At 71.4% G+C, this 20,470-nt stretch carries 15 protein-coding genes, 1 tRNA gene and 2 pseudogenes; 10 read left to right on the forward strand and 8 right to left on the reverse strand.

The features are described 5' to 3' along the window. Nucleotides 1–12: 12 nt before the first annotated feature. From cysS to ABZ453_RS20360, 4 genes and pseudogenes are all read left to right on the forward strand, one after another. Complete coding sequence (cysS, locus tag ABZ453_RS20345) at nucleotides 13–1,410, forward strand: cysteine--tRNA ligase (protein ID WP_359016325.1); 1,398 nt, start codon at nucleotides 13–15, stop codon at nucleotides 1,408–1,410. A 98-nt stretch (nucleotides 1,411–1,508) separates the two neighbouring features. Continuing rightward, nucleotides 1,509–2,450: a 23S rRNA (guanosine(2251)-2'-O)-methyltransferase RlmB gene (gene rlmB / locus ABZ453_RS20350; protein ID WP_359016326.1), complete on the forward strand. Its 942-nt coding sequence runs from the start codon at nucleotides 1,509–1,511 to the stop codon at nucleotides 2,448–2,450. Between the two features lie 91 nt (nucleotides 2,451–2,541). Continuing rightward, nucleotides 2,542–2,649, forward strand: a pseudogene (locus tag ABZ453_RS20355) (TrmH family RNA methyltransferase); the annotation flags it as partial. Between the two features lie 117 nt (nucleotides 2,650–2,766). Further along, on the forward strand, nucleotides 2,767–4,380 hold the full coding sequence (locus ABZ453_RS20360) for a DoxX family protein (protein WP_359016327.1): 1,614 nt from the start codon (nucleotides 2,767–2,769) through the stop codon (nucleotides 4,378–4,380). A 116-nt stretch (nucleotides 4,381–4,496) separates the two neighbouring features. Here ABZ453_RS20360 and ABZ453_RS20365 read toward each other — a convergent pair whose 3' ends face one another. The 3 genes from ABZ453_RS20365 to ugpC form a co-directional block, all read right to left on the reverse strand. Continuing rightward, nucleotides 4,497–5,228, reverse strand: a complete 732-nt coding sequence (locus ABZ453_RS20365; protein ID WP_359016328.1) for a nucleotidyltransferase family protein — start codon at nucleotides 5,226–5,228, stop codon at nucleotides 4,497–4,499. A 753-nt stretch (nucleotides 5,229–5,981) separates the two neighbouring features. After that, nucleotides 5,982–6,437: a hypothetical protein gene (locus ABZ453_RS20370; protein WP_359016329.1), complete on the reverse strand. Its 456-nt coding sequence runs from the start codon at nucleotides 6,435–6,437 to the stop codon at nucleotides 5,982–5,984. 249 nt (nucleotides 6,438–6,686) lie between these two features. Further along, nucleotides 6,687–7,823, reverse strand: a complete 1,137-nt coding sequence (gene ugpC, locus ABZ453_RS20375) for a sn-glycerol-3-phosphate ABC transporter ATP-binding protein UgpC (RefSeq protein WP_359016330.1) — start codon at nucleotides 7,821–7,823, stop codon at nucleotides 6,687–6,689. 217 nt (nucleotides 7,824–8,040) lie between these two features. Here ugpC and ABZ453_RS20380 point away from each other — a divergent pair. After that, a tRNA-Thr gene (locus tag ABZ453_RS20380) sits at nucleotides 8,041–8,114 on the forward strand. Between the two features lie 156 nt (nucleotides 8,115–8,270). Here the strand turns inward: ABZ453_RS20380 and ABZ453_RS20385 are convergent. Beyond that, nucleotides 8,271–8,765 carry a GNAT family N-acetyltransferase gene (locus ABZ453_RS20385; RefSeq protein WP_359016331.1) on the reverse strand — a complete coding sequence of 165 codons (495 nt, stop codon included), beginning with the start codon at nucleotides 8,763–8,765 and terminating at the stop codon, nucleotides 8,271–8,273. A gap of 519 nt (nucleotides 8,766–9,284) precedes the next feature. Continuing rightward, entirely contained in the window at nucleotides 9,285–10,172 is an 888-nt protein-coding gene (locus tag ABZ453_RS20390) for an aminoglycoside phosphotransferase family protein (RefSeq protein WP_359016332.1), read from the reverse strand. Nucleotides 10,173–10,206: 34 nt separating this feature from the next. Here ABZ453_RS20390 and ABZ453_RS20395 point away from each other — a divergent pair, with 34 nt between their 5' ends. The 4 genes and pseudogenes from ABZ453_RS20395 (at nucleotide 10,207) to ABZ453_RS20410 (ending at nucleotide 15,604) form a co-directional block, all read left to right on the forward strand. Then, on the forward strand, nucleotides 10,207–10,863 hold the full coding sequence (locus ABZ453_RS20395) for a rhomboid-like protein (RefSeq protein ID WP_359016333.1): 657 nt from the start codon (nucleotides 10,207–10,209) through the stop codon (nucleotides 10,861–10,863). A 10-nt stretch (nucleotides 10,864–10,873) separates the two neighbouring features. After that, nucleotides 10,874–12,280: an FAD-dependent oxidoreductase gene (locus ABZ453_RS20400; RefSeq protein WP_359016334.1), complete on the forward strand. Its 1,407-nt coding sequence runs from the start codon at nucleotides 10,874–10,876 to the stop codon at nucleotides 12,278–12,280. Nucleotides 12,281–12,406: 126 nt separating this feature from the next. After that, nucleotides 12,407–12,851 (forward strand): annotated as a pseudogene (locus ABZ453_RS20405) (Tat pathway signal protein); the annotation flags it as partial. Between the two features lie 116 nt (nucleotides 12,852–12,967). After that, nucleotides 12,968–15,604, forward strand: coding sequence for a glycosyl hydrolase (locus ABZ453_RS20410; RefSeq protein ID WP_359016335.1), 2,637 nt, complete (start codon nucleotides 12,968–12,970; stop codon nucleotides 15,602–15,604). A gap of 75 nt (nucleotides 15,605–15,679) precedes the next feature. Here ABZ453_RS20410 and ABZ453_RS20415 read toward each other — a convergent pair whose 3' ends face one another. The 3 genes from ABZ453_RS20415 to ABZ453_RS20425 all read right to left on the reverse strand — a co-directional run bounded on the left by ABZ453_RS20415 (nucleotide 15,680) and on the right by ABZ453_RS20425 (nucleotide 19,519). Further along, the gene (locus tag ABZ453_RS20415; RefSeq protein ID WP_359016336.1) at nucleotides 15,680–17,173 is read right to left on the reverse strand and encodes an MFS transporter; all 1,494 of its coding nucleotides are present in this window, start codon (nucleotides 17,171–17,173) and stop codon (nucleotides 15,680–15,682) included. 56 nt (nucleotides 17,174–17,229) lie between these two features. After that, entirely contained in the window at nucleotides 17,230–18,198 is a 969-nt protein-coding gene (locus ABZ453_RS20420; RefSeq protein WP_359016337.1) for a zinc-binding dehydrogenase, read from the reverse strand. A gap of 142 nt (nucleotides 18,199–18,340) precedes the next feature. Beyond that, nucleotides 18,341–19,519: an NAD(P)-binding protein gene (locus ABZ453_RS20425; RefSeq protein WP_359016338.1), complete on the reverse strand. Its 1,179-nt coding sequence runs from the start codon at nucleotides 19,517–19,519 to the stop codon at nucleotides 18,341–18,343. A 254-nt stretch (nucleotides 19,520–19,773) separates the two neighbouring features. Here ABZ453_RS20425 and ABZ453_RS20430 point away from each other — a divergent pair, with 254 nt between their 5' ends. Further along, nucleotides 19,774–20,469, forward strand: coding sequence for a pentapeptide repeat-containing protein (locus ABZ453_RS20430; protein ID WP_359016339.1), 696 nt, complete (start codon nucleotides 19,774–19,776; stop codon nucleotides 20,467–20,469). Nucleotide 20,470 lies beyond the last annotated feature (1 nt).

Here is a 20,470-nt window from a genome sequence, read left to right on the forward strand (position 1 = left end):
ACCCTAGGTCTCGTGACGATTCGCCTGTACGACACCAGCGCCCGGCAGATCCGTGACTTCGCCCCGCTCAAGCCGGGCTGTGTCTCGATCTACCTCTGTGGTGCCACCGTGCAGGCCGCACCGCACATCGGGCACATCCGCTCGGGCCTCAACTTCGACATCATGCGCCGCTGGTTCGAGTACCGCGGCTATGACGTGACGTTCATCAGGAACGTCACGGACATCGACGACAAGATCATCGCCAAGAGTCACGAGCAGAACCGCCCGTGGTGGTCGATCGGCTACGAGAACGAGCGGGCGTTCAACGACGGCTACACCGCGCTCGGTTGCCTGCCGCCCACGTACGAACCGCGGGCGACCGGACACGTGACCGAGATGGTCGAGATGATGCAGCGGCTCATCGAGCGCGGTCACGCCTACGAGGCGGACGGCAACGTCTACTTCGACGTGCGGTCCTTCCCGCAGTACCTGGAGCTGTCCCGGCAGGAGCTGGACAAGCTGCTGCAGCCCTCGGGCGAGGGCGAGACCGGCAAGCGGGACCCGCGCGACTTCGCCATGTGGAAGACGGCGAAGCCGGGCGAGCCGACCTGGCCGACACCCTGGGGGCCGGGCCGTCCCGGCTGGCACCTGGAATGCTCGGCGATGGCGCACAAGTACCTCGGGAGCGCCTTCGACATCCACGGCGGCGGCATCGACCTGATCTTCCCCCACCACGAGAACGAGATCGCCCAGGCCAAGGCCTACGGCGACGAGTTCGCGCGGTACTGGCTGCACAACGCCTGGGTGACCATCGCCGGCGAGAAGATGGCCAAGTCGCTCGGCAACTCCGTGCTGGTCTCCGAGATGACCAAGCGCTGGCGGCCCATCGTGCTGCGCTACTACCTCGGCACCCCGCACTACCGCTCGATGATCGAGTACAGCGAGGACGCGGTGCGCGAGGCCGAGTCGGCGTTCGCGCGGATCGAGGGCTTCATCCAGCGGGTGGTCGAGAAGACCGGTCCCGTCGAGCCGTCCGCCGAGGTCCCGCCCGCCTTCGCCGAGGCGATGGACGACGACCTGGGCGTCCCACAGGCGCTCGCCGTCGTGCACACCACCGTCCGGCAGGGCAACTCCGCCCTCGCCGCCGACGACAAGGAAGCCGCCGTGGCCCGCCTCGCCGAGGTCCGCGCCATGCTCGGCGTCCTCGGCCTGGACCCGCTCGACCCGCACTGGGCCGGCGAGACCGACCGCGGCGAGGACCTGCACGGTGTCGTCGACACCCTGGTCCGTATGGTCCTCGACCAGCGCGAGGCCGCCCGGTCCCGCAAGGACTGGGCCACCGCGGACGCCATCCGTGACCAGCTCGGCCAGTCGGGACTGTCGATCGAGGACAGCCCGCAGGGCCCGCGCTGGAGCCTCGGCCCGCGCTGAGTCCGGGGCGCCGAGCAGAAGATCGATTGTGCCGTCCGGCCCTCCGGGCGGCACACTTCATAGACGTACGTACGACTTTCACGACAGACAGGTAGGTCATGGCCGCGAACAACCGCCGCATGTCCGGCAAGAAGGGCGCGCAGGTCGGCAGTGGCGGCCAGCGTCGCAGGGGCCTCGAGGGCAAGGGGCCGACCCCGCCCGCCGAGATGCGCAAGGGCCACAAGAAGAACCGCATCGCCACGGCCAAGGCGAAGCAGACCGCGCGCCGTCCCGCGCCCCGCGGGCGTGGCGGCAAGTCGTCCTCCGAGCTGGTCGTCGGCCGTAATCCGGTGGTCGAGGCGCTGCGCGAGGGAGTACCGGCCTCCACCCTCTACGTCCAGCAGTTCATCGACAACGACGAGCGCGTGCGCGAGGCCCTGCAGCTCGCCGCCGAGCGCGGTGGCATCAACCTCATGGAGGCCCCGCGCCCCGAGCTGGACCGGATGACCAACGGGCTCAACCACCAGGGGCTCGTGCTCCAGGTCCCGCCCTACGAGTACGCGCACCCCGAGGACCTGGCGGAGGCCGCCTACGACGAGGGCGAGGACCCGCTGATCGTCGCGCTCGACGGGGTCACCGACCCGCGCAACCTCGGCGCCGTGGTCCGGTCCGTCTCCGCGTTCGGCGGCCACGGCGTCGTCGTACCCGAGCGGCGCGCGGCCGGGATGACCGCCGGCGCGTGGAAGACGTCGGCCGGTACGGCCGCCCGCACGCCCGTCGCCCGCGCCACCAACCTGACCCGCGCCCTGGAGGCGTACAAGAAGGCGGGCATCGTGATCGTCGGTCTCGCCGCCGACGGCGAGCACGAGATCGGCGAACTGGAGGCACTCGAGGGCCCGGTCGTGATCGTGGTCGGCAGCGAGGGCAAGGGCCTGTCCCGACTGGTCGGCGAAACCTGCGACTTCCGGGTGCGGATCCCGATGCCGGGTGGGGCGGAGTCGTTGAACGCCGGCGTGGCGGCGGGGATCGTCTTGTACGAGGTGGCGCGTCGGCGGGCCTGACGGCGATCGGCGGAGGCGGGCGGAGCTCGCCGGTCGAAGGCCGGCGCAGCCGTGCGAAGCGCGCACCCGCGAGGGCGGCGGACAGAAGTGGTCCTGCGACTTCCGGGTGGGGATCCCGATGCCGGGTGGGGCGGAGTCGTTGAACGCCGGCGTGGCCGCGGGGATCGTGCTGTACGAGGCGGCACGCCGACGGGGTTGAACACGCGTGCCCAACGTCACCCGTACGGGTCAATCTGGGCGTCTGGGACAAGCTTGACGGGGTCCGGACACATCCGGCGGGTCAAAGCAGTGTCCTAAGCACACGTCACTCGGTTAGATGAGTGTGGACACCAGAACACCCCGCACACCCACGGGGGACCGCTCGTCGGGATTCGATTCCGGATTCGACGACGCTCCCGCGCTGAGCATGGTGAAGGTGCCGAGCGATCCGGCGCAGATCATCGTCAATCACGCCAGCTTCCGCGTGCAGCTCGGCGCGTCGACGCGCGCCCAATCTCCGCGGATCGCACGGCACTTGAGCGTCGGCGAGGACACGACCCGGATGCCCGCGGGCGGCACGCCGGCGTCCCGCCGCCGGCCGGTCGTGTGGAGCGGCAGATCCGCTCCCGACGACACCGGCGCCCACCGCCTGCTCCAGGCCGTGCGGGCCGGCGTCCGGCGCGACGAGGACCCCTCCGCCGACGCCGGCGCCACCCAGGTCATCCCGCGCGTAGAGACCGGCCCTTCGTACGACGAGATCTACGACGGGCTGGACCAGACCGTCGAGACCCCGATGGTCGGCGCCCAGCGCAGCTACGAGGACACGGGCGGCAGGCGCCTGCTGCCCCACATGCGCACGGTGGGCAGCGCCTACGACGAGGAACCCCCGTACGGCGAGGCGGACTTCGAGCCGGACGAGGCCGAGGAGCAGCGTTCCCGGCGGCACGGCGACGACCCGGCACGGCACGCGTACTACCCGGGCCGCCGTATGAACCTGGGCGTGGTCCTCCTCCCGCTGCGCATCTTCCTCGGCTTCATCTCGATCTACGCCGGCATGGGCAAGCTGTGCGACCCCGTCTACTTCGACGGCGGCAAGCGCGGCTCCATGGTGAAGTGGCTCAACACCCTGCACCCCTGGGAAGTCGCCGAGCCGCTGCGCCAGTTCGCCCTGCACCACCCCGTCGGCTCGGGCCTGGTCATCGCCTTCGCGCAGGTGATCGTCGGCGTGCTGACGGTCCTCGGCTGCTGGCAGCGGGTGGCCGCCGTCCTCGGCGCCCTGCTCTCCGCCGCGCTCATCGTCACCGTCAGCTGGAAGACCGTCCCCGCCTACGACGCCCCCGACATCATCTACCTCGCCGCCTGGTCCCCGCTGATCATCGCCGGCGCCCCCGTCTACTCCATCGACGGCCGCCTCGCCGGGAGCGCCTGGCGCCGTCTCGGACCCCGCTCCGACATCTGGGAGCTGCGCCGTTACGTCCTGCGCCGTGGCGCGCTCGTCACGGCCATCACGGTCGGCCTCACGCTCCTCGTCGGCTCCCTGCTCGGCGGCGCGGTCCGTGACGCCGGCCGGGTGGTCGTGCCGGGCCCCGGTGAGGCGCCGCGCAACCAGCTGCCGGGCTCTCCGCTCCCGCAGGAGCCGGGCAAGCGGCACCGGCAGTCGCCGTCCGCCTCCCACTCGCCCACCCACGGCGCGACCAGCCGGTCCACGCCGTCGGGCGCGGCGACGACTCCGAGCAGCACCGCGACGGGCGGCGCCCCCAGCCAGACCCAGGGCACGGCGGGCCAGACCACGCCGCGCCACTTCGCCCCCTCCGGCGGCGGCGCCCCCAGTACCAGCTCCGGTCCCACGTCGGGCGGTTCGACGGGCGGCACCGGCTCCAGCAGCGGCACCGGCACCGGCTCCGGCGGCTCCTCCGGCCAACCGGGCCTGGTCGGCGGCCTGTTGGGGTAACCAGGCCGGTGGGCGACATTTTGGGCGGGCCCACCGGCTGAACCTCTTGGCCCACTACGAAGGGGTCCCGCACAGCTGACTGTGCGGGACCCCTCGGTCGTACGGCGGACGCGTTCTCAGCGTCCCAGGGCGGCCAGTTCCTTCGCCGCCTCCGTCAGGTCCTTCGCCGTGTCGATGGCCCGCCAGTACGAGCCCTGGGGGATCGGGAAGCCCGCCAGGCGCAGTTCCCGGGCCAGGTGGGGGAAGGTCGTCCGCTCGTGGTCCCCGCGCTCCGGCAGGAGTTCGGCGAACTCCGGCGAGAAGACGTACACGCCCGCGTTGATCTCGAACGTGGAGGGCGGGGCCTCGATGAAGTCCGTGATGTGTCCGAAGCCGTCCGTCTGCACCGCGCCCCAGGGGATGCGCGGACGCGCCAGGGCCAGGGTGGCCACCGCGTCCCGCTCGGTGTGGAAGTCGGCCATGTCCCGCAGGGAGAAGCGGGTCCAGATGTCGCCGTTGGTGGCGTACCAGGGCTTGTCGGGGTGGGGGAGGTGGGAGGCGGCGTACTTCAGGCCGCCGCCGCGGCCGAGCGGCTCGCTCTCCACGACCGTCGTCACCCGCACCGGCAGATCCGCCGACTTCAGCCAGTTCTGCAGCACCTCGGCGAGGTGCCCGCAGCTGATGACGACGTCCGTGACGCCCTCCTCGGCCAGCCAGACGAGCTGATGGCCGATGATCGGCGTCCCCGTGCCGGGGATCTCGACCATCGGCTTGGGCCGGTCGTCGGTGTACGGACGCAGCCGTGAGCCCTGGCCTCCGGCCAGGACGACGGCTTGAACGGGGCGGGAAGCGGCGTTCGGATGGGTCATGACCGCACTGTACGGGGCCTGCCGGAGGCGACCGACGCCGGGAACCGTTCCTTAATCACCCGTTACCCTCCTCCGAACCCGGCCGAGACGGGACTGGCCGACGCGTGCCCGGCGGGCGAACTCAGCAGACACGAATGCCGTGGGCGCGCGAACCCGGGCGGGAGGGGGACGGGTGGGTGCGGGGTCGGCGGTCCGGGACGGCCCGACAGTTGCTCGACCAGAACCGGCTAGCGCGGGATCGGCGGACCGGACCGGCTGGCGCGGGACCACCCGATCAGCCCCGCCCGGACCAGCTCCCTCGACCGGAACCGGCGGGCGTGGGATCGGTGGGCGCGAATGCCGTGGGTGCTCGAACCCGGGCGGCCGCGGGACCGGCTGGTGCGGGGACGGCGGGTCGGAACGGCCTACCCGTCCCCCGACCAGAACCGGTTGACGCTGGGGCGGCGGGCAGGACCGGTTGGCGCTGGTTCGGGACCGCCCGACCAGTCCCCGACCAGAACGGGCGGGCGCGAATGCTGCGGGTGCGTACCCAACGGGTGCTGGGGCGGCGGATAGGGACGGCCCGACCAGTCCCAGGCCAGAACCGGTTGGTACGGGATCCGTGGTCCGGGACCGCCCGGACAGTCCCCCCGACCAGAACTGGCGGGCAGGATGTCGCGGGCGTGAACCTGGCGGGCGCGGGAGCGCCCGGCCAGCCCCCGGACAAGCCGCCCGACCAGAGCCGGGCCGGGACCGGTGGGTGGGGGTGGGGGATCAGCCCTGTGCTGCTGCGATGCCTGTTGCGAAGGACGTGTCGCAGACCGGGCGGGCGTATGACTGCGCCCTTACCGGCCCGTACATCCGGGCCGCGGCGCGGCCCAGGGCGCGGGCGATGGAGTAGCAGTGCCCGGCGAGCGAGGGACGCCCGTTCACGGCCTCCTGGAGGTGCGTGAGGACCACGCCCGGGTTCCTGTCCTGCAGCTCGGCCAGGAGCTGGTCCCGCAGCACGTCCTGCGGGGCCCGGTGAACCGGTGCGGCGCCCTTGGCGTCGTCGATCGCGTCGGAGGCGGTGAGCACCGAGCCGGACGGGCTTCCCGTCCAGTTGACCCGGGTGACCGCGAGGGTCCCGGACAGCACCAGAAGGACGGGCAGGACGAGGGCGAGGGTGCGGCCGACCCGGCGGGCGGGGCCCTGGCCGCGTCGCGTCTGAGGGTTAGTGGAGTGCTTCACGCGAGTGAGGGTAGCGGTCGGTACTGATTTGGCGACATTTAGTCACCGGTTCGGGGGATGAACTGGTGGCTCGTTGCGGGTACGGCGTTGACGTACACCGCTCGAAATGACCGGTCTGCCGGGGTATTTGTCGACAACGGAAAAGGCCCCGCAGCAGGTTGCGGGGCCTTTCGCGTCAACCTGGGTGTATTCACCCAGGCTGGTGGTTTTGCCTGGCGTCAGCCGAGTCAGCCGGCCGTGTCAGCCCTCTCAGTCGGAGAGGCGCTCGCCCGTGGAGGTCGAGAACACGTGGGTCTCGCCCGGCCGCGGCACGACGTGCAGCGTGGAGCCCTTCTCCGGCACCCGGCGGCCCTCGACGCGGACGACGAGATCCTTGGTGGTGCCGCCGACCTCGGCGGAGCCGTAGACGTAGCCGTCGGCGCCGAGCTCCTCGACGACGTTCACGGAGACAGCGAGACCGGCCGGCTTGTCCTCGGTGTCCTTCGTCAGGGCGTTGGCGGCGCCGCCGTTCTCCTCGGCGATGTCGAAGTGCTCGGGGCGGACGCCGACGGTGACCGTCTTGTCGCCCTTGTCCGTCGCGGCCTTCAGGGCCTCACGGTTGACCGGGACGACGCTGTTGCCGAACTTCACACCGCCGTCGGTGATCGGGACCTCTACCAGGTTCATGGCGGGGGAGCCGATGAAGCCGGCGACGAAGAGGTTGGCCGGGCGGTCGTACATGTTGCGCGGGGAGTCGACCTGCTGCAGCAGACCGTCCTTGAGGACGGCCACGCGGTCGCCCATCGTCATGGCCTCGACCTGGTCGTGGGTGACGTAGACGGTGGTGATGCCGAGGCGGCGCTGCAGCGAGGCGATCTGCGTACGGGTCGACACACGGAGCTTGGCGTCGAGGTTGGACAGCGGCTCGTCCATGAGGAAGACCTGCGGCTCACGCACGATGGCGCGGCCCATGGCGACACGCTGGCGCTGACCGCCGGAGAGCGCCTTCGGCTTGCGGTCCAGGTAGTCCGTCAGGTCGAGGATCTTCGCGGCCTCCTCGACCTTCTTGCGGATCTCCGCCTTGTTGACGCCGGCGATCTTCAGGGCGAAGCCCATGTTGTCGGCGACGGTCATGTGCGGGTACAGCGCGTAGTTCTGGAACACCATGGCGATGTCCCGGTCCTTCGGCGGCAGGTGTGTGACGTCGCGGTCACCGATGCGGATGGCGCCGGCGTTGACGTCCTCGAGCCCCGCCAGCATGCGGAGCGAGGTGGACTTGCCGCAGCCGGACGGGCCGACCAGGACGAGGAACTCGCCGTCCTCGATCTCGATGTTCAGGCCGTCAACGGCGGGCTTCTCGGTGCCCGGGTAGATCCGGGTCGCCTTGTCGAACGAGACAGTGGCCATGGTGAATGGGCCCCCTTCTACCGGCAGGAACGTGCCGGACGATCCGTTGTAGGAAGGTGGTGGTGTAGTCCACGAGGGTGAACTGGCACAGGACGGTACCTGCCGTTCGCCCGTATGTCAGTACCTGGCGGCATGTGAACTTCGCGGAAACTTTCGACAGGGGGCGCCTGTGGCCTGGGTACACTGCACGGGCACGTCCGCGATCGCGCGGGCGCAGGCCTCCTTAGCTCAGCTGGCCAGAGCAACGCACTTGTAATGCGTAGGTCGTCGGTTCGAATCCGACAGGGGGCTCTCTCCGAGCCCAGCCCAGACAGCGTCTGAGCTGGGCTTTTTTTGTTCAGTGCGCAACGGCGACGGCAGGGGGGTTCGGGGGCGCGGGTGAAGATCGCGAGCGGCCGGCAGGGCTACGAGGGCCTTTTCCAGACAGGCCCGTCCTCCACCGCGGTCTCACCCAGGTACGTCCAATCCGTCGGTGCCGAGGAGCGTGAGGGCGTCGTCCGTCAGGCGGTAGACCGACCACTCGTCCTGGCGGCGGGCGCCGAGGGCTTCGTAGAAGGCGATGGACGGGGTGTTCCAGTTGAGGACGGCCCACTCCAGGCGCTGGTAGCCGCGTTCGACGCAGATACGGGCGAGTTCGGCGAGGAGGGCCTTGCCGTGGCCGGTGCCGCGGGCGGTGGGGCGGACGTAGAGGTCCTCCAGGTAGATGCCGTGGACTCCGCGCCAGGTGGAGAAGTTCAGGAACCACAGGGCGAAGCCCACAGGGTCGCCGGTGCCGTCGTCGACGGCCAGGTGGGCGTAGGCGGCGGGCCGCTCGCCGAAGAGGGCGTCGTGAAGCTGGGCATCGGTAGCCCTGGCCTCGTGGGGGACCTTCTCGTAGGTCGCCAGTTCCCGGATGAGCTCGCGGATGACGGGTACGTCGGCGGGGGTAGCGGCACGGATCATGCGGCGAGGCTAACTCGCGGGGGCGCGGGGGCGCGGGGGCGCAGGGACTCAGGGGCGCGGGGACAAGGGGCGGTGTTCCGTGCGGCGGGGCCGGCGGTCTCGCCGCATCGCGGCAAGGTGGCGGGCGTGCTGGCGTCTGGCACGCCGGCGGGTCCGGTCGGCGGGGGCGGCGGTGGTTTTCTGTGCGGCGGGGTCGCGGGCGTGCTGGTTCTCAGCGTGTGCAGCGGCGGTGGTTTTCTGTGCGGCGGGGTCGCGGGCGTGCTCGTTCTCAGCGCGTGCAGCGGCGGTGGTCTTCTGTGCGGCGGGACGGCGGTGCTTCCGGCCCGGCGGGGGCGGCGCTGCTTTCGGAGCGGGCAGCTCGCTCGGCAATGCGGTCGGGATGCCCAGCGACCGGACGGGGAAGGACTGGAACTGCCGCTGCCGGCCGGTGACTTCTTGTCCGGCGAGTCGTGGCGGCCGGGGGCCCGAGCGGGCTGGAGGGCCGTGCTCGTTGACGGTGCGGCAGGGGATGGAAATCGCCTACTCGGGGTGATCCCGCAGGCGTTCGGCGATGGCCAAGTGCTCGGGGAGTGGGGTGCGGGATTCCTCGAGTTGCCAGACCGAGTTCTGCAGGACCCGGGCCAGGGTCCAGGCACGAGCCCGGAGGCGGTCCAGGGACAGGGTGGCTGTCATGGCGTCGAAGCGCCACCGCACCTCGGTCGCGTCGAAGCGGTTCCACAGGGCCGGGAAGAGGTCGAAGCCGGGGTCGCCGGCGAGCGGTTTGGGGTCGATGGCCAGCCAGGGGGCGCGGTCGGCGCCGAGGACGTTCTCGAAGTGCAGGTCCCAGTGCAGGAGCCGGTCGCCGGGCTCGCCCGCGACCTCGCGCACCGCCGCCGCGCAGTCCGCGAGCAGCCGCCGCTCGGCCGGGTCGGGCACCCGGGGCAGGACCGCCGAGGCCCGGTCCAGGAGCCGTGGCGCGAGATCGCCGAGGCGGCGCAGGGCGGCCGGGGCCGGGACGGCCGTCAGCCGGGCCAGGAGCCGGGCGACCACCAGGGTCGCCGCCCGGGTGTCCGTCAGGTCGTTCAGCAGGCGCCCCGCGTCGAGCCGTTCCAGCAGCAGCGTGCCGGTCGCGCCGTCGCACTCCAGCAGCCGGGCGGCCCCGTCACCGTCCCAGGCGCGCAGCGCGACCGGCTCCCCGACGGTCTCCTCGTCGACGTCCTGGAGCTTGAGCACGGCCCGGGTGCCGTCGGCCCGCAGCACGGGCAGCACCAGCGCGCACCGCCCGTACATCGACGGCCCGTCCAGCCGCAGCTCCCAGTGCTCCAGGAACCGCTCGGCCCGCTCCGGCAGCCCCGCGACGAAGGCACGCCCCGCCTCCCCGCCGTACCGCTCGTACTGGGCGATCAGTCCGTCCGGAATGTCGATCACCCGTCCGAGGTTAGTCACATGCGTGAATCGCCTCATGCGAATTGACCGGGGCCTCGGATACACGGTGTGGAGGTACGTCTGCAGCGCCCCCGGCACGTATGTCTGGCTGAGCATCCTGTTCGTGACGACCGTCGCGCTGCACCACATGTCGCCGGAGTTCGAGCAGGACTTCCTGCGGCAGCGGTCCACCAACATCCATGAGTTGTCGAACGACCCGGGGCGGGTGCTGCTGCAGAGCGCGATGTGGATCGACAGCGGGCGCTGGCTGCCGTACGTGGTCCTCTACACGGTCTTCCACGCGCAGGCCGAGCGCTGGCTGGGAACGGCGCGCTGGCTGATGGTGTGCGTGGCGGCGCATGTGCTGGCGACGCTGATCAGCGAGGGCGCGCTGCTGCGGGCGATCCGGGACGGCATGGCGCCGCACTCGGCGGCGGAGACCCTGGACATCGGGGTGAGTTACGCGCTGGCGGGGGTGGTCGCGGTGCTCGCGTACCGGATCGCGGTGCCGTGGCGGTACGGATATCTGGCTGTCGTGTTCGTCGTCTACGGGCTTCCGCTGGCTTCCACACCGACCTTCACCGACCTCGGCCACTTCACCTCCGTGCTGATCGGGCTGGCCTGTTATCCGCTCACCAGAGGGCGCGGAGAACCACTGAATCCGAAGGAGACATGGGCCGCTCTCAGGGGCTAACGTCCTGGTCATGAGCCCTACGGCAAGCGATGTCGTCAACGGTGGCATCTCCTTCTGGTATGCGGACGACGGTCTTCCGGCGGTGCGCGGGCCGCTGTCCGGTGACGCGTCGGCGGACGTCGTGATCGTCGGCGGCGGATACACGGGACTGTGGACCGCGTACTACCTGAAGAAGGCGGCGCCCTTCCTGCGGATCACCGTCCTGGAGCAGAGGTTCTGCGGTTACGGCGCCTCGGGGCGCAACGGCGGCTGGCTCTACAACGGGATCGCGGGCCGCGACCGGTACGCGAGGCTGCACGGCCACGAGGCGGCCGTACGCCTGCAGAAGGCCATGAACGACACCGTGGACGAGGTCGTCCGGGTCACCGGGGAAGAGGGCATCGACGCCGATCTGCACAAGGGCGGCGTCCTCGAAGTGGCACGTACGCCAGCACAGTTGGCGCGGCTGAGGGACTTCCACGCGCACGAGCTGTCGTACGGCGAGAAGGACCGTGAGCTGTACGGCGCCGAGGAGACCGCCGAGCGGATCCGTGTCGCGGGCGCCGTCGGTTCGACCTGGACCCCGCACGGGGCGCGGCTGCACCCGGTGAAGCTGGTGAAGGGGCTCGCGGCGGCCGTCGAGGCGCTCGGCGTGACCATCCACGAGTCGACGCCGGTGACGGAGATCCGCCCCCGGCACGCGGTCACGCCGTACGGCACCGTGCGCGCGCCCTATGTCCTGCGCTGCACCGAGGGCTTCACCGCGAACCTCAAGGGACAGAAGCGCACCTGGCTGCCGATGAACTCCTCGATGGTCGCGACCGAGCCGCTGACCGAGGAGCAGTGGGAGACCGTGGGCTGGGCGGGGCGCGAGACGCTCGGCGACATGGCACACGCCTACATGTACGCGCAGCGCACCGCCGACGGCCGGATCGCGCTGGGCGGTCGCGGGGCGCCGTACCGCTTCGGATCCCGCACCGACAACGACGGCCGCACCCAGGAGACGACGATCGAGGCGCTGCGCGACATCCTGATCGGCTTCTTCCCCTCCCTCGCCGGTGTGCGGATCGAGCACGCCTGGTCCGGTGTCCTCGGAGTGCCGCGGGACTGGTGCGCGACGGTCACCCTGGACCGCTCGACGGGCCTCGGCTGGGCGGGCGGTTACGTCGGCTCGGGCGTCGCCACGACCAACCTCGCCGCCCGCACCCTGCGCGACCTGGTCCAGCTGGACTCAGGCCAGGCCGGCCGGACCGACCTCACCGAACTGCCCTGGGTCGGCCACAAGGTCCGCAAGTGGGAACCCGAGCCCTTCCGCTGGCTGGGCGTCCACGGCATGTACGCCACCTACCGGGCCGCCGACCGCCGCGAACTGACCACCCACACCCCCGACTCCTCCAGACTGGCCCGTCTCGCGGACCGGGTGGCGGGGCGGCACTGAGGCATCGGCGGTCTGCCGTACCCCCTGGAATCTCACGAGTGCTGTGTCACACCCGTGTGCGAACATCGCCTCAACGACCGCTGATCCAGGGGGGGATTGCATGTCCGACGACCACTCCTGTCCACCACGTACCAGTGGAAGGCCGACGGCACAGCGATCGCCGGGGCGACCGCGCCAGACGTACACCGTCGCGGCCTCGGTCCTCGGCAAGAAGCTCAGTGTCACCGTCACGGCCGTCCGCAGCGGCTGGACGAGTGGTTCGGCGACCTCGGCCGCGGTGACCGTCGGCCGGGGTGACGCACCGAAGGCCACCAAGGCGCCGGCCGTCAGTGGGACGGCGAAGGTCGGCCGGACGCTCAAGGCCTCGGCGGGGACGTGGAGTCCGGCGGCGACGTCGTACTCGTACCAGTGGTACGCGAACGGGAAGGCCATCAGCGGGGCGACCAAGTCCTCCCTGGTACTGAAGTCGACGCAGAAGGGCAGGAAGATCACCGTGAAGGTGGTCGCGCACCGCACCGGTCACACGGACGGATCGGCGGTGAGCCGGCCGACGAAGGCGGTCCTCCGCTGAATGGCTGAAATTTGCCGTCTCATTGCCGTCTCCACCACCTCCCGTACCTCTCTTCTCCTCAAAGCTGGTCCCCAGCTTCGTGACATGTACGCCACGCTCCTAGGGGAGGGCATTCCATGGCGGCCAACGGCTGGCGAAGAAGACGGGTATGGGCGGTGCTCGCGACGTCCGCGGCGCTGGGTCTGACGGTCACGCAGGCTCAGGCGTCGTCGGGTGGCGGGGTGCCGTTCGGGGTTCGGGAACTGCGGCATCAGGCCCTTCTGCATCAGCAGCAGAAGGGCCTGTCGGCTTTCGCGGAGGCCGAGGACGACGATGACGGCGGTGAGGCGCAGGAGGAGGCCGAGCAGGCCGACCAGTACGCCGAGGCGCGCACCTCGCCGGGGATCGTGGCGCCGGGGGCGTACGGGGCGGCGTACGACGCTCTGGCGGATCTGCCGCACACCAAGGGCAGCTGGAGCGATCTGACCCGGCTGCCCTACGACTCCGACGATCCGCGCTACCGGGACATCAACTCCAACTCCAGTGGCGGGGCCGGGAAGGTGACCGGGCGGGTGACCGGGCTCGCGGCCGACAGCCACGGGTACGTGTACGCCGGGTCGGCCAACGGCGGTGTCTTCCGGTCGCGTTCGGGCGGCGGTCACTGGACGAACATCTCCGACGGGCTGCCCGCCCTGTCCACCGGTGACCTGGAGCTGGACGGCCGGGGGCGGCTCTGGTACGCCACCGGTGAGGCCAACACCAGCGCGACCTCCTTCCTGGGGACGGGTGTCTACGTGCTCGCCGATCCCCGCAAGGGCAGCTTCAGCCGGCACGACCGGGTCGGCGGCGACGAGCTGGAGTCGACGTCGATCAACGCGCTGCGCTTCGCCGGGGACAAGGTGTGGGCGGCGACCACCGAGGGCGTGTGGAGCCACAGCACCAGGACGCTGAAGGGCCACTGGAAGCTGGAGTTCGCCCCCAACCCGGACTATCTGCCGGGTCACGCCAAGGCTAGCGATCCAGGCGCCCCGTACAAGAACATCACCAGTGACATCGCCGTCGATCCGAAGAACCCGAACAAGGTCGTGCTCGCGGTCGGCTGGCGCGGCGGCGACGACTACAACGGCTTCTACGCGAAGTCCGGGGGGAGTTGGCAGCGGCTGACCGGGCTCGGGGACCTGCCGAGCAACGCGGAGGACGTCGGCAACGTGACCTTCGCGCGCAGCGCGGACGGGTCGCGGTACTACGCCATCGACCAGTCGCCGGAGATGACCAGCACCAACCCGGACAGCGGGCTGGAGGGCATCTTCGTCTCCAAGTCCGGCTCGCCGACCGGCCCCTGGACACGCATCGCCACCTACCAGCAGTTGCGCGACTCGGGTTCGGCGCTCACCGGCGCCGGATACCAGCCCGGCATCCAGGCCTGGTACAACCAGTTCCTCACCGTCGACCCGAAGAACCCGGACCATGTGTACGCCGGTCTGGAGGAGGTCTTCGAGACCAAGGACGGCGGCAAGAACTGGAGCGTCCCGGGCCCGTACTGGAACTTCGGGTTCCCCTGCTGGTCCATCGACCCGGGCAAGCAGACCGGTGACTGCCACCAGACCGTCCACGCCGACCAGCACTCGGTCGCGATCGGCAGCGACGGCAAGGCCCCGTACGTCATCGTCGGCGACGACGGCGGAGCCTTCCGCCGCCCGCTCGACGGCAGCGCGGACGCCTCCGGTCACGCCACCGACTGGCGGTCCCTGAACGACGGCACGATGGACGTCCTGCAGTACTACTCGGTCGGCGTCGGCGTCGACCCGTCCCGCAAGGGCCTCGCGGTCACCGGCGGTCTGCAGGACAACGGGCAGTCCCAACTGCGGCCCGGCGACCGGGTGATGGGCTCCAACTTCGGCGGCGACGGCGGCGACACCATCACCGACCCCGCCAACGGCTGCGACATCGCCCAGGAGTACGTCTACCTCGCCGTGTCCGTCACCAACAACTGCGCGGTCAACGACGGCAGTTGGGTGACCGACCCGTCGAAGGCGACGACCTACTCGGTCGCCCCGCCCGACAACGCCACCGGCGAGGCCCGCTTCATCGCCCCGCTGAACGCCGACATCAGGAACCCGGACACCTGGGTCGCCGGCGGCCGGCACGTGTGGATCAACACCAAGGGGTACGCGATCCGCAGCGGCAGCGAGTGGATCAACGCCTACGACCTCGGCGCGGGGCACACCGCCACGGCGGTCGCCTCCTCCGGCGGCAAGGTGTACGCAGCCTGGTGCGGGCCCTGCAACAACCAGGGCTTCACCCGCGGCATCGCGGTGGGCAACGCCGACGGCACCGGCTGGCACCAGCTGAACCTGCTTGCCGACGGCACGGTCCCCAACCGGTACCTCTCCGGTCTGGCGATCGACCCGAAGAACTCCGACCACGTCCTGCTCGCCGTCAACGGCTTCTCCCGGAAGTGGACCGAGGGCCCCGGAGCGGGCGTCGGCCACCTCTTCGAGACCCGGGACGGCGGAACGACCTGGAAGGACGTCTCCGGGAACCTGCCGGACGTACCGGCCAACTCCGTCGCCCTGCTGAAGGGCGGCACGATCGCCCTGGGCACGGACCTCGGGGTGCTGGTGCGGACGCCGGGCTCGAAGGGCTGGCGGGTGGCCGGCGACAACCTGCCGACCACCGCGGTCATGCAGCTGCGCACCGGCCCGGACGGACGCCTGTACGCGGCCACGCACGGCCGCGGGATCTGGGCGATCGACGTACGGCGCCTGCGGTGAACGCCTGACCCAAGGGACGGGAAGGGGAGGGGCCCGCGGTCCGAGCGGCCCCTCCCCGCTTGTGTGCCCCCGCCGTCACGCCACCGGTTCCGGCACCGGTGTCTCGGCCCGCGCCCCGTGCTTCGGGGCCTTCGCCGTCACCATCAGCCCCGCCACCAGCCCGGCCAGCAGCATGATGCCGACGGCCCACCAGATGGCGATCGTGTAGCCGTGCACGACGCCCTCCTTGACGACCTGGGCACGCTGGGCGGGGTTGTGGAGATGTGCGGCGATGTAGGTCGCGCCGCCGCTGGTGGCGATCGTGTTCAGCAGTGCCGTACCGATCGAACCGCCCACCTGCTGCGAGGTGTTGACGGTCGCCGAGGTCACGCCGGAGTCCTGCGGGGCGACACCCGCGGTGGCGGTGGCGAAGACCGGCATGAAGGTCAGGCCCATGCCGAGTCCCATGAGGATCAGGGCGGGCAGGATCTCGGTGGCGTAGGAGGAGTCGACCGTCATCCGGGTGAGCAGCAGCATGCCGCCCGCGGCGAGGACCATGCCGGGCACCATGAGCATGCGCGGCGGGACCTGGTTCATCAGCCGCGCGGAGATCTGCGTGGACCCGATGATGATCGCGGCCGTCAGCGGCAGGAACGCCAGACCCGTCTTCACCGGTGAGAAGGCGAGCACGACCTGCAGGTAGTACGTCATGAACAGGAACAGGCCGAACAATCCGATCGTGGCGAGCCCCATGGTCAGGAAGCAGCCCGCGCGGTTGCGGTCCTTGACGATGTGCAGCGGGAGCAGCGGCATGGGCGCCCGGTTCTGCCACCACACGAAGGCCACGAGCAGGACGAGGCCCAGCGCGAACAGCGTCAGCACCAACGGGTCGGTCCAGCCGCGCGGCTGGGCCTCGCTGAAGCCGTACACGATCGCGATCAGCCCGCCGCAGCCCAGCAGCACACCCGGCACGTCGAGCCGCGCGCCGGCGTGGCCGGGACGGTCGTGCAGCAGCGCGAACGCGCCGAAGACGGCGACGGCCGCGATGGGGATGTTGACGTACAGGCACCAGCGCCAGTTCAGGTACTCGGTGAGCAGACCGCCCACGATGAACCCGATCGCCGAGCCGCTGCCGGCCAGGGCGCCGTAGATGCCGAAGGCCTTGCCGCGTTCCTTGGGGTCGGTGAAGGTCGTGGTCAGCAGCGACAGCGCGGAGGGGGCGAGCACGGCGGCGAAGGCGCCCTGCAGCGCGCGGGCGCCGAAGAGCATGCCCGAGCCGGTGGCGGCGCCGCCGAGCGCGGAGGCGGCGGCGAAGCCGATCAGCCCGATGATGAAGGTCCGCTTGCGGCCGACGAGGTCGGCGATCCGGCCGCCGAGCAGGAGGAGGCCGCCGAAGGCCAGCGTGTAGGCCGTGATCACCCACTGCCGGTTGGCGTCGGACATGCCCAGGTCGCGCTGTGCGGACGGCAGCGCGATGTTCACGATGGTCGCGTCCAGGACCACCATGAGCTGCGCGAGCGCGATGACGACCAGGCCCCACCAACGGCGGGGGTCGGCGCTCACGGGTTCGCCTGTTCGGGTGACGGCCACCTGGTCAGAAGACCATGTATCGGGACGTATCGCACCTGGGAGCGGCTTACGGCTGGTCATGGCTCCAGTACCACCTTTCCGGTTGTCCGGCGGGTTTGCAGTGCGCGGTGCGCGGCTGCCGCGTCGGCGAGCGGGAAGCGCTGGACCGCGGGGGTCAGGCGGCCCGCGGCGGCCTCGGCGAGGGCGCGGAGTTCGAGGGTCCGTATGGAGGCGTTCCTCGTCATGACCGGGCCGAGGACCTGCTGGGAGGCGCCCTCGACGAGGTAGGGCGAGCCGTCGCGGACGCCCCCGGAGGACCAGCCGAAGACGATGTGCCGGCCGCCGGGCCCGAGCAGACCGACGGCTTCCCGGGCGATCTCGCCCCCCACGCCGTCGAAGACGACGGTGGCGAAACGGCCGCCGAGACAGGCGCGAACCTTCCCGGGCCACTCCGGGTCCCTGTAGTCGACGGCGAGATCGGCGCCGCCCGCCTCGACGCGGGCCGTCTTCTCCGGGCCGCCCGCGAGGCCGATCACCGTGGCGCCGGCGTTCTTCGCGTACTGCACGAGCAGCGTGCCGATGCCGCCGGCCGCCGCGGGGATCACGGCCACGGCGTCCGGGCCCAGTTCGGCGAACTGCACGATCCCCATGGCCGTACGACCCGTGCCGATCATCGCGACGGCCTCGGCGAAGTCCAGGTTCTCCGGGATCTCGTGCACCCGGTCGACGTCGGTGACGGCGAGTTCGGCGTAGCCGCCCGGCGCGAACCCCAGGTGGGCGACCACCCGCCTGCCCAGCCACAGCTCGGCGACGCCCTCGCCGAGGGACTCGACGACACCGGCGACCTCCCGGCCGGGGATCGTGGGAAGGGCGGGCGGTGCGGGCAGCGGTCCCCGCGCGCCCTCACGCAGGGCGGTGTCGAGCAGGTGCACCCCCGCCGCTTCGACGGCGACACGGACCTGCCCGGGGGCCGGCACCGGGTCGTCGACCTCCTCGTGGGTGAGGTTCTCGGCGGGGCCGAAGGCGTGCAGTAGGACGGCGCGCATGGCGAATCCCCCATCGGTTGTCGGCGGGCCGGTCGCGGGGTGGTGGGCCAGGTCGCCGGACGCCGGTCAGCGGACCCGGTCGCTGGTCGCGTGCCGCTTGTCGGCGGGTCCGGTGACTGGTTCGTGCGCCCACTCTTCGACCTCAAGCGCGCTTGAGGTCAAGCCGGTGGTGGCCGAGGGCCAGGGACACCGTGGTGAGGGCGCTGTTGAAGGACACCTCCGAGAGCACCCCGGGGGCGGCGACCTGGTCGCCGGCCAGATAGACACCGTCGCCGCGGTCGACGGCCGGCCGGTCCCGCCAGCTGGTACCGGGCAGGTCGACGGCGCCGGTACGGCCGTACGCCACCGCCTCGCGCCGCCAGGTGACGCGCCCGCGCCAGCCGTCGAAGGCCAGGTCGAGGAGGTGCTCGGCGCGGGCGATGCCGTCCGCCGGGCCCTCGCGCGGACCGATGGGAATCTGCCCCTGGATCAGCTGCTGGCCTGCGGGGGCGAGCGAGCGGTCCTGGGCCGTGAACCGTTCGATCCAGCCGGGCGAGTCCAGGTCGGACACGGCGAACGCGTCCCCGCGCCGGGTCCGTACCGCCAGGTCGATCAGGGCGGTACGCCCGCCGGTCCAGGTCAGCGAGTCGTCGCCGAGCAGGCGCCGGGCGGCGTCGAGGGAGGTGGCGACCACGACGGGCGCACCGGTCGGCAGGGAGTCGACGCGGGACAGCGTCTCCATCCGCACCCCGAGATTCCAGGCCCGCGCGGCCATCCGGTCGATCACGCTCGCCCAGCCGCCGCGCGGGTAGTGCGCCTCGGGCGGCAGCTTGGTGGCCCGCCGCAGCCGCTCCTGAACGAACGCGGCGGACAGCGAACCGGGATCGTGGTGGAACACCGCCACGGCCGCGTGGTTCGCGGCGGCTCGCGCGCCCTCCTCGCCCACGACCCCGGTCGCCCAGCTCAGGAAGTCGACGTCGACGGGCGCCTGCGGGAGCCCGGGGCGCAGCAGCTTGAGCATGGCGAACGGCGGGGTGCGGCGCAGCGCCCCGTGATGCCGCAGCCGCAGCCGGGCCGCCTCCAGCGGCGGGATCGGGGCGAGCGGGCCGATCAGGTCCCGCTGCCTGAGCCACGTCCAGTGCGGGCCGCCGCTGTAGAGGGCGTGCGGCCCCTCGTTCGTGCGGTACGGCCCCTCGGCGGTCCGCGCCCGGCCGCCGAGGGTGTGATGGGCTTCGTGGACGGTCACCTTGGCGCCCGCCTCGGCGGCGGTGATCGCCGCGGTCAGTCCGGCGAAGCCGCCGCCGATGACGGTGAGGCGGTGCGTGGTTCGGGGGCGGTGCATCGTTCGGACTCTCCCTCGGGTCGGAGTCGCATCGGAGTCGCAACGGAGTCGGACGGGAGTTGGATCGGAGTCAGGGAAGGGGCGACTTTCTGCGTCTTCTTCACTGGGGTCTGGCTGGGGGTCTCGCGCCGGGTCTCGCGTTCGACGCTTCTCGTTTTCCTGCGACTACGACGGTCCGCAGGCCCGGAATGTGACATGAGGGGTGGTTCTTGCAGGTCAGGGCGGTTGTCAGTGGCGGGGTGCAGCATGGGGGCATGGTGAGACGAGCGGCGGGTGGCACGGGCGGGACCGGCGGTACGGCGGTGAAGGGGGCGCGGCGGCCGGAGATCCGGCTGCCCCCGCTGGAGCCCTTCGCGGAGGGGGAGCTGGAGCCGGACGGGGACTACGACGGACTGGAGTTCCGGGAGGCGGACCTGGCCGGGCAGGACGGCGGTGGCGCTCGCTTCATGGACTGCGCGCTGACCGGGTGCGCGGTGGACGAGACGCGGCTGCGTCACGCGCGCGTCCTGGACTCCGTGCTGACGGGGCTGCGGGGCGTGGGGACGGACCTGGCGGAGGCGACGCTGCGGGACGTGGAGGTGGTCGACGCGCGCCTGGGCGGCACGCAGATGCACGGCGCCGTGCTGGAGCGGGTGGTGGTCCGGGGCGGCAAGATCGACTACCTGAACCTGCGCGCGGCCCGGCTCAAGGACGTCGTCTTCGAGAGCTGCGTCCTGGTCGAGCCGGACTTCGGGGGCGCCAGGCTCGAGCGCGTGGAGTTCGTGGACTGCGTCCTCAAGGGCGCCGACCTCACGGGGGTGGAGCTGAAGGACGTCGATCTGAGAGCGGCGGCCGAGCTGGGGATCTCGGCCGGGGTGGAGCGCTTGGCGGGGGCGGTGATCAGTCCGTCCCAACTGATGGATCTGGCGCCGGTGCTGGCGGCACAGATGGGGATTCGGGTGGAGGGCTGAA

This window comes from Streptomyces sp. NPDC005799 (assembly GCF_040630525.1).
In the GTDB taxonomy this organism is placed as follows: domain Bacteria; phylum Actinomycetota; class Actinomycetes; order Streptomycetales; family Streptomycetaceae; genus Streptomyces; species Streptomyces griseorubiginosus_B.

Coding starts and splice junctions, on each gene's coding strand:
- rlmB (WP_359016326.1), top strand. CDS start 1,509: ATGGCCGCGAACAACCGCCGCATGTCCGGCAAGAAGGGCGCGCAGGTC.
- ABZ453_RS20360 (WP_359016327.1), top strand. CDS start 2,767: ATGAGTGTGGACACCAGAACACCCCGCACACCCACGGGGGACCGCTCG.
- ABZ453_RS20365 (WP_359016328.1), bottom strand. CDS start 5,228: ATGACCCATCCGAACGCCGCTTCCCGCCCCGTTCAAGCCGTCGTCCTG.
- ugpC (WP_359016330.1), bottom strand. CDS start 7,823: ATGGCCACTGTCTCGTTCGACAAGGCGACCCGGATCTACCCGGGCACC.
- ABZ453_RS20385 (WP_359016331.1), bottom strand. CDS start 8,765: ATGATCCGTGCCGCTACCCCCGCCGACGTACCCGTCATCCGCGAGCTC.
- ABZ453_RS20395 (WP_359016333.1), top strand. CDS start 10,207: ATGCGAATTGACCGGGGCCTCGGATACACGGTGTGGAGGTACGTCTGC.
- ABZ453_RS20400 (WP_359016334.1), top strand. CDS start 10,874: ATGAGCCCTACGGCAAGCGATGTCGTCAACGGTGGCATCTCCTTCTGG.
- ABZ453_RS20410 (WP_359016335.1), top strand. CDS start 12,968: ATGGCGGCCAACGGCTGGCGAAGAAGACGGGTATGGGCGGTGCTCGCG.
- ABZ453_RS20420 (WP_359016337.1), bottom strand. CDS start 18,198: ATGCGCGCCGTCCTACTGCACGCCTTCGGCCCCGCCGAGAACCTCACC.
- ABZ453_RS20425 (WP_359016338.1), bottom strand. CDS start 19,519: ATGCACCGCCCCCGAACCACGCACCGCCTCACCGTCATCGGCGGCGGC.
- ABZ453_RS20430 (WP_359016339.1), top strand. CDS start 19,774: ATGGTGAGACGAGCGGCGGGTGGCACGGGCGGGACCGGCGGTACGGCG.